This window comes from Thalassospira sp., assembly GCF_040218635.1.
Lineage (GTDB): Bacteria > Pseudomonadota > Alphaproteobacteria > Rhodospirillales > Thalassospiraceae > Thalassospira.
In genome coordinates, this window is sequence record NZ_JAVJRB010000003.1 from 24,104 (window position 1) to 39,645 (window position 15,542).

Annotated in this window: 14 protein-coding genes; 5 read left to right on the forward strand and 9 right to left on the reverse strand. The window is 52.5% G+C overall.

The window, feature by feature from the left end; genetic code table 11:
• Positions 1–108 precede the first annotated feature (108 nt).
• The 3 genes from rpsU (at position 109) to RIC05_RS01540 (ending at position 2,473) form a co-directional block, all read left to right on the forward strand.
• A complete protein-coding gene (gene rpsU / locus RIC05_RS01530) occupies positions 109–312 on the forward strand; it encodes a 30S ribosomal protein S21 (protein WP_007091098.1) in 204 nt (67 codons plus the stop codon).
• 269 nt (positions 313–581) lie between these two features.
• Positions 582–965, forward strand: a complete 384-nt coding sequence (locus RIC05_RS01535; protein ID WP_350047493.1) for a hypothetical protein — start codon at positions 582–584, stop codon at positions 963–965.
• Positions 966–1,051: 86 nt separating this feature from the next.
• Positions 1,052–2,473 (forward strand): PepSY-associated TM helix domain-containing protein, encoded by a 1,422-nt coding sequence (locus RIC05_RS01540; RefSeq protein WP_350047495.1) that lies wholly within the window; start codon positions 1,052–1,054, stop codon positions 2,471–2,473.
• Positions 2,474–2,519: 46 nt separating this feature from the next.
• On the opposite strand, the gene RIC05_RS01545 is transcribed toward RIC05_RS01540, so the two are convergent.
• The 8 genes from RIC05_RS01545 to RIC05_RS01580 all read right to left on the reverse strand — a co-directional run bounded on the left by RIC05_RS01545 (position 2,520) and on the right by RIC05_RS01580 (position 11,979).
• A complete protein-coding gene (locus RIC05_RS01545; protein WP_350047497.1) occupies positions 2,520–3,284 on the reverse strand; it encodes an SDR family oxidoreductase in 765 nt (254 codons plus the stop codon).
• A gap of 179 nt (positions 3,285–3,463) precedes the next feature.
• Positions 3,464–4,051 (reverse strand): hypothetical protein, encoded by a 588-nt coding sequence (locus tag RIC05_RS01550; protein WP_350047499.1) that lies wholly within the window; start codon positions 4,049–4,051, stop codon positions 3,464–3,466.
• A gap of 63 nt (positions 4,052–4,114) precedes the next feature.
• Positions 4,115–4,990: a DUF4238 domain-containing protein gene (locus RIC05_RS01555; RefSeq protein WP_350047501.1), complete on the reverse strand. Its 876-nt coding sequence runs from the start codon at positions 4,988–4,990 to the stop codon at positions 4,115–4,117.
• Between the two features lie 114 nt (positions 4,991–5,104).
• Positions 5,105–6,502 (reverse strand): NAD(P)(+) transhydrogenase (Re/Si-specific) subunit beta, encoded by a 1,398-nt coding sequence (locus RIC05_RS01560; protein ID WP_350047503.1) that lies wholly within the window; start codon positions 6,500–6,502, stop codon positions 5,105–5,107.
• Between the two features lie 12 nt (positions 6,503–6,514).
• The gene (locus tag RIC05_RS01565) at positions 6,515–6,946 is read right to left on the reverse strand and encodes an NAD(P) transhydrogenase subunit alpha part 2 (protein WP_350047505.1); all 432 of its coding nucleotides are present in this window, start codon (positions 6,944–6,946) and stop codon (positions 6,515–6,517) included.
• Positions 6,939–8,102: a Re/Si-specific NAD(P)(+) transhydrogenase subunit alpha gene (locus RIC05_RS01570; RefSeq protein WP_350047507.1), complete on the reverse strand. Its 1,164-nt coding sequence runs from the start codon at positions 8,100–8,102 to the stop codon at positions 6,939–6,941. The genes RIC05_RS01565 and RIC05_RS01570 overlap by 8 nt, the downstream gene beginning before the upstream one ends.
• A gap of 720 nt (positions 8,103–8,822) precedes the next feature.
• On the reverse strand, positions 8,823–10,202 hold the full coding sequence (locus RIC05_RS01575) for an ABC1 kinase family protein (protein WP_350047509.1): 1,380 nt from the start codon (positions 10,200–10,202) through the stop codon (positions 8,823–8,825).
• 1 nt (position 10,203) lies between these two features.
• Positions 10,204–11,979 (reverse strand): M3 family oligoendopeptidase, encoded by a 1,776-nt coding sequence (locus RIC05_RS01580; protein WP_350047511.1) that lies wholly within the window; start codon positions 11,977–11,979, stop codon positions 10,204–10,206.
• Between the two features lie 448 nt (positions 11,980–12,427).
• On the opposite strand from RIC05_RS01580, the gene RIC05_RS01585 reads away from it, so the two are divergent.
• Both RIC05_RS01585 and RIC05_RS01590 read left to right on the forward strand, forming a co-directional pair.
• On the forward strand, positions 12,428–14,248 hold the full coding sequence (locus RIC05_RS01585) for an AMP-dependent synthetase/ligase (RefSeq protein WP_350047513.1): 1,821 nt from the start codon (positions 12,428–12,430) through the stop codon (positions 14,246–14,248).
• An 8-nt stretch (positions 14,249–14,256) separates the two neighbouring features.
• Positions 14,257–14,682 (forward strand): P-loop nucleotide/nucleoside kinase family protein, encoded by a 426-nt coding sequence (locus tag RIC05_RS01590; RefSeq protein WP_350047515.1) that lies wholly within the window; start codon positions 14,257–14,259, stop codon positions 14,680–14,682.
• Between the two features lie 20 nt (positions 14,683–14,702).
• Here RIC05_RS01590 and RIC05_RS01595 read toward each other — a convergent pair whose 3' ends face one another.
• Positions 14,703–15,515 (reverse strand): DUF4197 domain-containing protein, encoded by an 813-nt coding sequence (locus tag RIC05_RS01595; RefSeq protein ID WP_350047517.1) that lies wholly within the window; start codon positions 15,513–15,515, stop codon positions 14,703–14,705.
• Positions 15,516–15,542 lie beyond the last annotated feature (27 nt).

Genomic DNA, 15,542 nt, shown 5'->3' on the forward strand with positions numbered 1-15,542 from the left:
GGCCGGTTTGCACTATATACAGGCCACGGTCATGTTGACCGTAGATCCAACCGGAGGGCATTCCGCTTCTCCGGGTGTTTTTGTTTTTTTGAAAGGAGCGTGGTTTCCGTGCAGGTAATCGTTCGCGACAACAATGTCGATCAGGCTCTGAAAGCCCTTAAGAAAAAGATGCAGCGTGAGGGCATTTTCCGTGAGATGAAACTCCGTCGTCACTTTGAAAAGCCGTCGGAGAAGAAAGCTCGCGAAGGGGCGGAAGCAGTCCGTCGTTCCCGCAAGCTGGAGCGTAAGCGCATCGAGCGTGAAGGCTTCTAGTCTTCTTTTTCACTTTCGGGGTTCCTCGAACGTGATACTGCATGGTCGAATTTAGCTTGCTAAGTTCGGACCCGTGCACCAAACCCGCCTCGGAGCAATCCAGGCGGGTTTGGTTTATCTGCTTTCTGCTTTCCGCCTTCCCACCCTGCCCAAACTCAAATTTATCGAACATGATAAATGTCATGGCGAAAAATCCTGAAACCCGTTAAACGCGTGTCGCGTATCTGTCATCGACAACACATTCGATGGCAACGGCTGGGGAAAATTAAATGCCTGCATTACGATCACGGGTTCAGATCACGGTCCGCATTCTATGCGTGATCGCCCTGATGCTTGTTGGCGTCTCGCACAAGCTGGCATCCTTTGGCCCGATACCCGATAGCGATCTGGCAAGCTTTGCCCTGCCCGATGGTACTCTTCCCGTCCTGTGTCTGAGCGGTCAGATCAGCGACCCGGACAATAATGCCGGTTTGCTCGACTCTTGCGAATTCTGTCGCATTGCATCGGCGGTTATCCTGCCCGATAACCCGTCAATTCCCGAACGCATTGAATTCGCCACACGTGTATTTGCCCACCTGCCCAAGCGGCTTGAACATCGGCTGAACACCCGTGACACGCCAAACATCCCGCGTGCCCCGCCCTTTATCGTCTGATCTGCCGTCCTTTCATCGCAGTCAATGCGCGCCATTCCCGCGTGCCTGCGGTGTTTTGCATATCCGATCATAAAAGGTTCTTTCTGATGAAACAGAATGCTTCGCCCGCGCGCGAAACCACCACCGATCCAGGATCCCGCAGCCTGTCGCGCAAGTTTTACAACGCCGCATGGCGCTGGCATTTTTATGCCGGGCTTTATGTTGTTCCCTTCCTGCTCATGCTGGCGATTACCGGCCTTCTGATGATGTATTTCAATGTCATTGAAACCCGGTTTGGCGACCGCATCCTTGCATCCGACGGCACCCGCCAAAGCCTTGAGATACAGGCAGAAGCCGCACGTGCCTCCTTACCCGATGCGACGGTTAGCCAATATATCGCCCCGATCGAAGACGATCTTGCCACCATGTTTCTGGTCGATAGTGGCGGCAAGCAGCATGTTGTCACACTTGATCCTGTCACCACCGAAATCCGCAAAACCATTGTGACCGATGACAGCTGGTTTTACTGGGCAAGTGGCATTCACGGCGAACTTCTGATCGGTGATCTTGGCGATCGGTTGATTGAAATTGCTGCCGGCCTTGCCATCGTTCTGATCGTCACCGGGCTTTATATGTGGTGGCCACGCGACGGCAAAGGATTGCGATCCGTTTTATGGCCGGACTTCCGTGCAACCCGCCGGACGTTCTGGAAAGAACTCCATGTCACCAGCGGGTTTTACATCTCGGTCATTCTGTTCTTTTTCCTGATCACCGGCCTGTCATGGGCGGGCATCTGGGGTGGACAGTTTGTTCAGGCCTGGAGCACTTTTCCCGCTGAAAAATGGGATAATGTCCCGCTGTCTGATGACATTCATGCCGATATGAACCACGGCGCACTTCATGATGCCCCCTGGGGGCTGGAGCAAACCCCGATGCCTGCATCCGGATCGGATGTCGGCATGACCGGTCTTGCCGATGGCACACCGGTTAATCTTGATACAGTCACGGCCTTTGCCCACAGCATCGGCTTTAGTGGCCAGTTCCGCGTCAATCTGCCGCGCGGCGAAAACGGCGTTTACACCCTTTCCGCCGACACCATGAGCGGCGATAGCGTCATGCCGACCGGGGATCGCACCATCCATATCGATCAATATAGCGGCAAGGTTCTTGCCGAAGTCGGCTTTGCCGATTATTCGCTGGGTGCCAAAAGCATGGCGGTCGGAACCGCCCTTCATCAGGGGGATCTCGGCTGGTGGAACGTGATTGCCAATACCCTGTTTTGCCTGACGGTGATTTTCCTGTGCATCAGCGGCATTGTCATGTGGTGGCTGCGCCGCCCGTCCAACAGCCCCATCCGCCTGTCCCCACCGCCAATGCCCAAAAACCTGCCGCTTTGGAAGGGGGCCGTGTTTGTGATGTTAGCGCTATCATTGGCCTTCCCGCTGACCGGCATTACGCTGGTAACGGTGCTGGCGATTGATGTTTTGATTGTCTCGAACGTGCCGGTTCTCAAACGCGCATTTGGCTAAGACAAAAGCACCCCCGCCCGGATATATTCGGGCGGGGGTCACCATTTTACGCTGCCTTGCAGATCGAATTTCCACCATCAACAATCATGGCTGTTCCCGTCACAAAGCTGGCAGCATCTGATGCCAAAAACATTGCCGCCTTGGCGATTTCAACCGGATCAGCAATCCGCCCCAAAGCATGGAACTTTTCAACCATCGCACGGGTTTCAGGATCAGAGGTAAAGCTTGCCGCCATTGGTGTATCCGTACCGCCAGGCACCAATGCATTCACCCGAACATTTGCCCCGCCATATTCCACGGCCAAACACTGCGCCATGCCAAGCAGTCCCATCTTGCTGGCGGCATAGGCCGTCATGCCGGGCATTCCGATGGTATGCCCCACAAAGGTCGAGGTAAAAATCACCGATCCACCGCCCCGCTTGGCAATCTCGGGCAGTTGATACTTTGCGCCAAACATCGCCGATGTCAGATTGGCACGCAGCGTCTTGTCCCAGTCATCAACCGAAATATCATCAAGCGACCCAAGTGTTCCCAACCGTCCAGCATTGTTAAAGCCGACATCAAGCCCGCCATATTCCCCGACGGCGGCATTGACCAGCGCCTTGGCATAAGCTTCGTCACAAACATCGCCCGCCAGTGCAAAGGCTTCTCCACCGGCACCAACGATTTCAGTAACAACCTGATCAAGCCGGTCCGCACCACGTGCGCCGAGCACAAGCTTGGCCCCCTCGGATGCAAACAATTTGGCAGACGCCGCACCGATGCCGCTGCTGGCCCCGGTGATGATGATAATCTTGTCTTGAAGTAACATGATGTCTTCCAATCCATCTGGCACCGGCTCACAGAAGCGCGGTGCAATTAACGATGAAGGAAGATTACGTCGGGGCCCAAATCCCTGCTCGCCAGTTTCGGACCTGACATTTTATGTATTTAAAAACAGTAAGTTGAAATATTTCAAACCAGACAAAACTGACCTAACGGATACCAACCCTATTTGCCCGAAACCCAACCTTGAACCTGATCCAGCATGGTCGGCTCATAACCGATGGGTTCGGGCATCGGTTCAGACCGGACAATGATCCCTGACTGGGTCCGATAGACCGTATAGACCATGTCCGGATCGATATCGGTAAAGGTCGAGCTGCCATATTCGGCATCAACAAAGAAATTCCACTGTGCAAGATAGTTCGCAAGATCAAGCACATCCCCCACCCCCAGATCATAGGCAAGATGCGGGCGGGTGTTTTCCGCCTCGATATCGCCGTAGCGCCCTTCAAACCGGACCAACTGATACCGGGCATCCATGCCCATCACATTGGCCCAAGGTTTCAGCTTGATAAACTCCGCATCAATCCGCCACTGATCGCCGTAGATCTCATAGGTGCCATTCACACCCTGATCTTCTGACACCAGATGGGCGGTAAAAACATCCTCGGACACGGGCTCAAAATACATCGCGGCAATCGGCTTTTCAGCCGTCAGGCGCACATAGGTCAGGATCGTCAGCCCCATCGATGCGACCAGCGCGACCGACAGAATAAACACCAAAGAAAACGAGACCTTTACCAACCGAAACATGAAAATTTCCCAAAAATTTTCAGAAATAATATTTCCAAAATTTGGCGAAAAAATTAGCGAAACTTACTTCTCAGAACATTTCTTTTTTCCTCTAACCTTTGTTAGAGAATGCACCAACTCTTTTGAATGCCCCGCAATTTCTTCCGATTGCCCGCATAATGCGAGGTTAAAATTTCTAATCCAGCGATCATTAACAATCGACATACCATGGGTCTCATCCCCAAATGTAGAAGTGAACAAGACCACCCGCTTTGAAATAGGCAAATAAAATCCAACCCCCGGCTCTCCCAAAGTGGAACTGTCTCTAGTCGTTAATTTAACAACCGGGTTACTCGTGATCACGAATGCCTTCTTGGCGTTAGAAATGCGCCCAACACCAATACTTAGCTTACTCAACCAATCAGAAACTTGCGGATCCATTCTACGCATTATGCCTACGCGAATATTTTGCTTAACCCTCTCCTGCGCCACCTCGTCAGACAACCAATCCTCAATCTCATCGTCAAATTTGTCAGATTTCTGTCTAAGACGAGAAATCGCACGATCACGATAAGCTAAAAACTGATCTTGAATCAGCTGTTGACCAAAAGACTGAGGTGTTCGCTTCCACTGAGTATATATATACACAGCACATAAGGTTCGCTCTTCATCACTGAGCATAAGGTTTTCCCCTGCTTCAGATCGCTGGATTATCTTCGCGAACAAAGGGGCGATCAAATTCTCCAATGCTTCAAATTCATCCTCCAAACTGACGTCCTTCTCTCCGCTCTTTAGCTGCTCTGCGTGCAAATGGTTCTGGAAAAAAATACTCTCTGGCAGCCGCTCCTGCGGGCAAGGAAGCCCACTCGCATTGCGGAACCACCAGAGTTTATTTCGTTCGTTTGCAAAGTTCCTCAACAGCATACGGGGAACGAAATGGTGCGCCTTCTTGGCAACCATCTATTACTCCTTCTCTCACAATAAAAACGTCGCATATTTCAAGATGGTACATCCTAAATGAAAAAAGGCGGCCCCAACGGAGCCGCCTTTCGTTTTTCAAACCAGATGGCTTGATCAGCTATCAAGATGCGTGACGATTTCTTCGCACATCTTTTTGGCATCCCCAAACAGCATCATGGTGTTGTCTTTAAAGAACAACTCGTTCTGAATACCGGCATAGCCTGCCGACATACCACGTTTGATGAACAGCACCGTTTTGGCTTTTTCGACCTCAAGGATCGGCATGCCGAAGATCGGGCTTGCCGGGTCGGTTTTCGCCGCCGGGTTGGTGATGTCGTTCGCGCCAATGACAAAGGCAACGTCGGCGGATCCGAAATCACGGTTGATTTCATCCATTTCCAGAACGTCGTCATAAGGCACATTGGCCTCGGCCAACAGCACGTTCATATGGCCCGGCATACGTCCGGCCACCGGATGGATGGCATAGCGGACCTTGACACCTTCGGCCTTAAGGATATCGGCCATTTCACGCAAGGCGTGCTGTGCCTGTGCCACGGCCATGCCATAGCCCGGAACGATAATGACGCTTGATGCGTTTTTCATAATAAAGGACGCATCATCGGCCGAGCCGGATTTGACCGGACGGTCATTGTCGCCACCCGCGGCGGCGGCACTTTCGCCTTCGGCACCGAAACCACCAAAGATGACGTTAAAGATCGACCGGTTCATGCCCTTACACATGATGTAAGACAGGATCGCACCCGACGCACCCACCAGCGCACCGGTAATGATCAGAGCATTGTTCTGAAGCGTAAAGCCGATGCCACATGCTGCCCACCCGGAATAGGAATTCAGCATGGAAACAACAACAGGCATATCCGCCCCGCCAATCGGAATGATCAGCGTGATGCCCAGAACAAGCGCAAGCGCAACCAAGATCCAGAACGCCGTATGGCTTTCGGTTGCCACCATAATCACGGCAAAGACGACAATCCCAATCGCAATCGCAAGGTTAAGCATATGCTGACCGGGAAAACGAACGGGCGTTCCCGAAACAATGCCCTGCAACTTGCCAAAGGCAACAAGCGATCCGGTAAAGGTAATCGCACCAATCGCAACGCCGAGACCCATTTCAATCAGGCTGGCGGCCCCGATGTTGCCTGCCGTGCCAAGGCCATAGGCCCCCGGCGAATAAAGTGCCGCACCGGCAACAAACACCGCCGCCAGACCGACAAGCGAGTGAAAGGCCGCCACAAGCTGTGGCAATGCGGTCATTTTGATCTTGAGCGCAATGATCGTACCGATCGATCCACCGATCAAAATACCGACAATGATGGTTGTGTATGACAGAACCGACGGGGATGCCAGCGTGGTAAAGATGGCGATTGCCATACCAACCATGCCAAGGATATTCCCGTTCCGGGCTGACTCAGGTGACGAAAGTCCGCGCAACGACAAGATGAAGCAGACCGAAGCCACCAGATACAGGAAAGCCGATAGGTTTTCCGACATTGTGTGTTCCCCCTACTTCTTTTTCTTGAACATTTGCAGCATGCGCTGGGCGACGATAAAGCCGCCAAAGATATTGACCGAAGCCAATATCACCGCCATGAAGCCCATCATTTTGGAGAAATTCATCTCCACCGGACCTGCTGCAAGAAGCGCACCGACAATAATCACCGATGAAATGGCGTTGGTTACCGCCATCAAGGGTGAATGAAGGGCCGGGGTGACTTTCCACACGACGTAATAGCCAACAAAGCAGGCCAGTACGAACACGGTAAGTCCAATGACCGTCGGGCTGACACCCGATGATTGAACCACAACGGTTGCCGTATTTGCCGCGTCATTGGCACCATTGGCCAGACTATCGGCAAGCTGGGCGGCCTTTTCAGCCAGACCAAGCGCAGCATCGCGCAGTTCATTTGCATTCTGGGCTACGGATTGATCAGCCATTTGCGATCTCCTCCCCACCGAATTTAGGATGAACGACCTTTCCGTCATGGGTCAGACGGGTTTCCTTGATGATTTGATCTTCGCCATCAAACACCAAACCACCTTTGTCCTTATCGACAGAAAGGGTGATGAAGTTCAAAAGGTTCTTGGCATACATCGCCGTCGCATCGGTTGCCACCGAACTGGTGATGTTTTCCGACCCAATAAGCTTAACACCATTGGCGGTGATAACTGTTTCGCCCAGTTTGACACCGGCAACGTTGCCACCGCGTTCAGCCGCCAGATCAATGATCACGGAACCCGGTTTCATGCCGGCAACCATGTCGGCTGTGACAATTTCTGGTGCCGGACGCCCCGGAATAAGGGCCGTGGTGATCACGATATCGGTTTTTGACAGAACGTCTTTAAGCTTATCGGCCTGCTTTTTCTTGTAATCGTCCGACATTTCCTTGGCATAGCCACCGGACGTTTCGGCATCGGATGCAGCGTCATCTTCGACTTCAATAAAGGTCCCGCCAAGCGACTGAACCTGTTCTTTTACCGCCGGGCGCACATCAAATGCCGATACCACGGCACCAAGGCGCTTGGCGGTTGCAATTGCCTGAAGACCGGCAACACCGGCCCCGACCACAACAATACGTGCCGGTGCCAAAGTCCCGGCAGCGGTCATCATCATCGGGTAAATGCGGCCAAATTCATGCGCAGCATCCAGAACCGCGCGATAGCCCGCAAGGTTGGATTGCGACGACAGCACATCCATCGATTGCGCCCGCGAAATACGCGGCATCAATTCCATGGAATAGCCATCAACACCCGCCGCTGCCATGGCTTCGATCAGTTCTTTACGATCAAATGGCTCAAGCAGGGCCACAACAGCGGCCCCCTTTTTATAGGCGGTTAATTCGTTGGTTTTGCCATCAATGACGGGTGGGCGCACCTTGAAGATGACATCGGCATCCTTCACGGTGGTTTTCATTGTTTTGGCAATGGTTGCCCCGGCATCGACAAATCGATCGTCGGGTATGGCAGCATCTATTCCGGCACCAGCTTCAATTGCAACGTCAAACCCCAGAGCAATCAATTTCTTGACGGTATCTGGTGTGACAGCAACGCGCTTCTCTCCGGGCCATATTTCTTTTGGAACGGCCAGTTTCATCGCGTTCGACCTCCTTCCCTAATGTATTTGGTAAGCACGGTAATTGTTGTTTTTATTCCAGTAACCGGTTCCAGAACGTCGAACGCGTTCCTTTCGGACCGATCACAAGCACCCTTGCCAGAAAAGAAAAAGGCGGTTCTTCCAGCAAATGCAGAAGAAACCGCCCACTTTCCCACCACGCATTCCAAAGCCGTAAAGCCTTGGTGACATGTCAGGTCCCACCCGTCATTGCTGCTCAGGACAAACAATCAATGACGCCCCGCCATGTCTGCGTTGAAAGCAAGATGCGATTTCCAACCGACAACCACAATATCAAAAACCAACAAAAAACCTGTTTAACTTTAATTCAGTTAATTACATTGAAAATCCGGAATGCGCGGAAAACCGCACACTTTATTTCCACGCTGGAACAGGTCTTTATCCTCACCAGTATGTAATAGGTCTTTGATTTACGGTAGTTTCCCCTATTTTTACCCCGCGCAGTAAGTGAACATTATCTTACAAAAAAACGCATAAGTCTGCATCAATCACCGTGATAACAGTCTTTACGAAACGCAAGCGGACGCAAAAAGTTCGCAAATTTTTTGCCGGCCTTTTTTAAATAGTCGGGATTTTGCGGTGAAATTGACGCTCTATGGCGTGAAAAAGCGCAAACAGCGTACCCGATTCCATGCCTTGAAAGCCGAATCGCGGTGCGATGGCACCCTACATTTCGCCAAATCAGGCGTCAGGGCGTTCCAACCCGACAAGATCAAGGGCTTCTTTTTGACGTGCGGCAAGCTTGTCGACGTCAAAATCCCCGACCAGATCATGGAACAGGCGATACCAGTTCACATGCGCATCAAGGCGCAAGAACACCGCCCCCAGCCCCACCGCAGCACGATCCACCAGAACAAACTCACGCGGCGGCTTGACCCCGCCCACCCGTCGAAGTTCCCGATGCACCTTCCCGGCGACTTCCGCGCCATAGGCAACCGAATTGGTTTCGCCCATCTTGCGTTCCCGATCATCAAGGATCGGGCCATACACAAAACTGGCCCAGATATTAAGAACATCAATCAGTTCGCGTGACGGGTTTTCAAACCCCCAACTTTCATAGGCAGAAACCGCCTTTTCATCGTCATTATCACGCAGCGCCTCATACAGCGTGATCACCGCATTGACGAAATCGGGTTTGAAAATCCGGATGCAGCCAAAATCCAGAAGATTGACCGAATGATCATCGCGCAACGTGTAATTGCCCAAATGCGGATCGCCATGAATAACCCCGCAGCGATAAAACGGCACATACCACGCCCGAAACATATTAAGCGCAACCGTATTGCGCGCATCCTGATCCGGGTCGCTATCTAGGAAATGCTGAAATTTTTGCCCGCTCTGCCATGTCATGGTCAAAAGCCGGCTGGTGGTGAGTTCATCCACCGGTTCGGGCACATGCACCGCACTTTCATCGGCCAACATATGGCGATAAAGCCGCATATGTTTGGCTTCCCGCGCATAATCAAGTTCTTCGCGCAGGCGGGCAGAAAGTTCTTCCTGAATGTTTTGCGCATCAATCGCGCTGTCATAGCGCTTATAGATCGCAAAGGCCGCACGAAGCTGTTTGAGATCGGCCTCAACCGTTGCCGACATATCGGGATATTGCAGCTTACAGGCCACTTCATCCCCATTGGGCAAGGTTGCCTTATGGACCTGACCAAGGGATGCGGCGGCCACCGCATCGTGGCTAAATTCCGTGAAGTTTGACTGCCACCCCGCCCCCAGTTCGCTACGCATGCGGCGTTTGACAAACAACCAGCCCATGCTGGGCGCATCGGCCTGAAGGGTTGCCAAGGCTTGGGTATATTCCTTGGGCAGGGCATCGGGGATGGTCGATAGGATTTGGGCGACCTTCATCAGCGGGCCTTTAAGCCCGCCAAGGGCAGATGTCAGTTCGGCGGCGTATTTCGCATGATCGATTTCGCCGCCGAACACTTTTCCCGTGGCAAGACGCGCGGCCAGCTTACTGGCCGACGCCCCCACCTTTGCATAACGACGAACCCGTCCGCCAAATCTGTTTTCTTCTGACCGGGCGGTATAGTTATCGTCGTTATCACTCATATCAGGAAAGCTCCTCCAGCTCGTCGATCATGCCCTTGATCATATTCAGACCCCGTTGCCAGAAGGCCGGGTCAGATGCATCAAGTCCGAACGGTGCCAGAAGTTCCTGGTGACGCTTGGTGCCGCCAGCTTTCAGCATATCAAGATACTTCTGCTGGAAGCCGTCTTCAGCCCCTTGGTAAACATCGTATAGCGAGTTCACAAGGCAATCGCCAAAGGCATAGGCATACACATAGAACGGCGAATGGATGAAGTGCGGAATGTAGGACCAGTAATATTTGTACTCGTCCTCATACCGGATGGCATCGCCCAGACTTTCATGCTGTACGGCAATCCAGATGTCGCAGATCTCATCAACCGTCAATTCACCTTCGCGGCGCTTGTCATGAACGCGTTTCTCGAACTCGAAGAACGCAATCTGACGCACAACGGTGTTGAGCATATCTTCGACCTTACCGGCCAGCATGATGCGTTTCATCTTCGGATCACTTTCCGAACGCAGCATCGACTGGAAGGTCAGCATTTCCCCAAACACAGATGCGGTTTCCGCCAGTGTCAGCGGCGTATCAGACAGGAAATATCCCTGCTCGCCCGCCAAGACCTGATGCACCCCATGGCCAAGTTCATGGGCCAGCGTCATCACATCACGGGTTTTACCGTGATAGTTCAAAAGCAAATAAGGGTGTGCCGATGGCACGGTCGGATGGGCAAAGGCGCCCGATGACTTGCCTGCACGCGGCGGGACATCGATCCACGGATTATCAAAGAATTTCTGACCAACATCGGCCAGTTCCGGTGAAAATTCACCATACGCCTTCAATACGGTCGAACGTGCGGTATCCCAATCAATCTGACGATCATCATCATCAGGAAGCGGCGCATTGCGGTCCCAGTAATCAAGCTGATCAACACCGAACCATTTGGCTTTCAAACGGTAATAACGGTGCGACAGATCGGCGTGACTGTTTTGAACAGCCGTGTTCAGCGCTTCGACGACTTCGTCTTCGACCTGATTGGACAGGTTGCGCGATGACACCGGGGTGGCAAATTTGCGCAGGCGATCATCGATTTCCTTGTCTTTGGCAAGGGTGTTGGTCACGTGTGCCAGAAGTTTGATGTTCTTGCCCAACACATCACCGATGGATTTGGCGGCCTTTTTGCGATCCTCGACCTTGTTCGACGACAGCATATTGGCTGCATCGGACATGGTCAGGTCTTTGCCATCAATCGGGAAACGCAACTCGGCCATGGTCTGATCAAACAAACGCACCCATGCGGCCGACCCGGCAACGCGGCGTTCGTGCAGAACCTGTTCGACTTCATCAGACAGCTGATGGGGGCGGAACGCACGGTTTTCATCAAGCCACGGGCGATAACGGCGAAGTTCCCCGGATTCTGCATATTTCGCATCAAGGGATGCGTCTTCGATCCGGTTAATCTCAAGCCCGAAGAACAGCGACAGGCTTGAAATGCTGGTCATTTCTTCCTGAACCGACTGATAGAACTGTCCGATGGCAGCGTCCGAACTATCGCCTGCATACAGCAACTGGGCAAAGGAGCCGATCTTGCCGCAAATTTCGCTGATGGCTTCATATTCGACAATCGCAGCGGCAAGTTCATCCCCCGAAAGGTCATTGAGCTTACCCTGATAGTTTTTCTGGAACGCTTGGCTGCGAGCTTTGGCATCATCAAGATCGCGCCGGATGGTCGGGTCTTTTGGATCGTTATAGAGATCCGTCAGATCCCAGGTCGGCAAATTCTTGTTGATCGCGTTCATTTGTCCTCCAGACAGTCTAAGTCCATATGCATTCGCATGGTCGCTCTAAGGCAATCCCGATACCGATATATAGCGGCTCATCCCAAGATCACCAGCCCTGATCACACATGCGGTTTTTCACCATACCTGTGATCATATCTTTACTGGCCATGTGAACAACAGCAAAGCATCAAGAATATGTTCCAAAGACGCCATAACGGTTCAAAAGCTGTGAAATTTTGGCCCAAATCCGGAGATATTTGGCAAAAGCGGGCATCTTGGTAAAAGAATTGTCATTTTCCGGCTGCGAAACACCCCAATCCCTGCTAACAAAATCATCTTGGAATATTCATTTATTTTCGATCTGATGCCGGAGACTTCCGGTACAATGATTCAGGTGAACCAAACCAAATCAGGACAGCGCAAAGATTGTCCGACCATGGGAAAAACAACAAGGCAAGGGGATGTCATGACAAATTTGCAAAGTTATGCCGATTGGCAAAACTTGCCCGAGATGTTTTTTGCTCAGGCAAAGAAATATGGCGATGCGCCGTTTCTTTGGACCAAAAGCAATGAAACAGATGAATTTGTCCCAACCACCTGGCAAGAAACCGCTGATCAGGTTCGGGCATTGGCGCGTGCGCTTTATGACATCGGGGTGCGCCCGGGTGATCGGGTTTTGCTGGTCTCGGAAAACCGCACGGAATGGAGCATCGCCGACCTTGCTGTCATGTGTGTCGGCGCAATGACGGTTCCGGCCTATACCACCAATACCGAACGCGACCATCTGCACGCCATTGAAGACAGTGGTGCGGCAATCGCCATCATCTCGACCAAGAAACTGGCCCAGCCGTTTTTGCATGCTGCCCTTGATAGCGGGCGCTGCCGTCATGCCATCATGATGGAAGAATGGGGTCAAAGCTTTGTCGGGGATATCACCATTTCGCGCTGGGATGATCTGATCGCCAAGGGGCGTGGTCTTTCCGATGATGTGGATAACTGGGTTGCCGGCATCAAACGTGATGATCTTGCCTGTCTGATCTATACATCGGGTACGGGTGGCTCGCCCAAGGGTGTGATGCTCAGCCACGGGGCGATCATTTCAAACTGCATGGGGGCGTTTGATATCATCGAAACCCTTGGCATTGATGATGAAATCTTCCTGTCCTTCCTGCCGCTTTCGCATTCTTATGAACATACAGCCGGGTTGTATTTCCCGATCAGTATTGGCGCGCAAATCTATTACGCCGAAAGCCTTGATAGACTGGCGGCCAATCTGGCCGAAGTCCGCCCGACCATCATGACCGCCGTGCCGCGCCTGTATGAAATGCTCTATCAGCGCATGAGCCGCATGGTCGAAAAAGAAGGCGGGATCAAACAAAAGCTGTTTGACCTGACCCTGCGCCTTGGCCGCAAAAATTACGAAGGTCAGCGTCTCAGCTTTGTCGAGAAACTCCAGAACCTTGCCTGTGAACTGCTGTTGCGCCGCAAATTGCGCCAACGTTTTGGCGGGCGCATCAAGGCGATGGTGTCAGGTGGCGGACCGCTGAATTATGAATTGGGCGTTCTGTTTGTGTCCTGTGGCATTCGTATTTTACAAGGATACGGCCAAACCGAATTTGCCCCCGTTGTTTCGTGCAACCGGGCCGAAAACAACAAACTGCGCACGGTTGGCCCGCCGATGGTCGGGGCAGAAGTCAAAATCGCCGAAGACGGTGAAATCCTTCTGCGCGGTGAAAGCATGATGAAGGGCTATTGGAACCTGCCCGACGTTACGGCGGCAACCATTGTCGATGGATGGCTTCATACCGGTGATATCGGCCAGTTCGATGAACAGGGCAGTGTGATGATCACGGACCGGAAGAAAGACATCATTGTCAATTCCGGCGGGGATAACATTTCACCCCAGCGGATCGAAGGCCTGATGACACTGGAAACCGAGATTTCCCAAGCAATGGTGTCGGGTGATGCCATGCCTTATCTGGTTGCGGTCCTCTGGCCGGACGAAGATTTCATGCGTGAATTTGCCCGCGACAATTCGATTGATAACAATATCGAAGACCTCGCCAAGAATGACGAATTCCGCAAAATCATCCGTGCGGCGATTGATCGGGTAAACACGCGCCTGTCGACAATTGAAAAAGTGCGCAGCTTCATGTTTGCCGAGGCACCCTTTGGCATTGATAACGAAATGCTGACCCCGTCGATGAAAATCCGCCGTCACAAAATCCGCGAAGCTTATGGCACGCAGCTTGATGGCCTCTATCAGCGTAAGCGCAAAGGCCAGTAATCAACGCGATGCCTGAAAATAAAAGTGAAGCACGCCAAACTCTTACCCTGATCCGGGGCCTTCCCGGTTCAGGGAAGTCAACCTTGGCAAAACATCTGGCCAAGGCCACAGGTGCAACACATCTTGAAGCCGACATGTTCATGGTCGACCGTCAGGGGTTCTATGAGTTTGATCCAAGGCGCCTGAATGCGACCCATACCAAGTGCCAGACCGCGTGCCGCGAAGCGCTTGAGGATGGTGAAAGTGCTGTTGTTTCAAACACTTTCACACGTTTCTGGGAACTGCAAAGCTATATCGAAATCGCCGAAGAACTTGGCATTCCACTTCAGATCATAGAATGCCACGGCAAATTCCGCAGCATTCATCAGGTCCCAGACGAAACGCTTGCCGATATGCGCGATCGCTGGGAAGAACTTCCGGTCAAATACCGCTAGTTACCGCTAATCACGGCTAATTACTGTGCGACCGAGAACACCTGTTTGAGGATATCTGTCGTCCAGCGGGTCGGATCACTTCGAATGTCTGCTTCCTGCACGGCGATATAATGGAACAATCCATCCATTGCCTCGTTCGTTGCATGATCGGTAAGCGATGCTTCCAAATCCGGGACAAACGGCAATGTGTCATATTGTCCGACCATCTGATCATAAAGTGACAGCGCACCCGTATCGGCCAATGCGTCGGTCAGAACCGGGCGCAGGCGTGCTTCGATATCCGAACCTGAAACCCGGCGCAGATAACTGGTGGCGGCATCATCCGGGCCATTAAGGATGCCCTTGGCATCTTCAAGAGTCATCTGGCTTACCGCATTGATCAGAATATCGCCCGCATCACTCATGGTTTGTTCGGCCGCACGGTTCATGCGCAATTCAATTTCATCGGCATAACTGCCAAGCCCGGCCGCACTCAGCAATTTTTGCGCACTCTTAACCGTCTCGGGCAACGGAATATGCGCCACCGGATCGGCGTTAAAGCCATCTTTCGCGCCAAGCTGGGCGGTCACGGCTTCCACCCCGACATCAAGGGCCTGTTTCAGCCCCTTCTCGACCGTGTCTGACGACAAACCGGACAAGGCCGAACTTCCACTGCCGCCCGTGCCGGATGACGCACCAGTGCCCGATGAATTGACCGCATCGCCCAATGCTTGCTTTGCCTTGTCAAAAAACGATTGCGCATGTGCCGATGGCAACACCGTAACGGACAACAGGCCGGTTGCGATTGCGATGACACCAAAGCGACGCACAGAAGGGAAGCTTACGATCTGCATGTGAAGTCCTGCTGGTTGTGGGGTGTG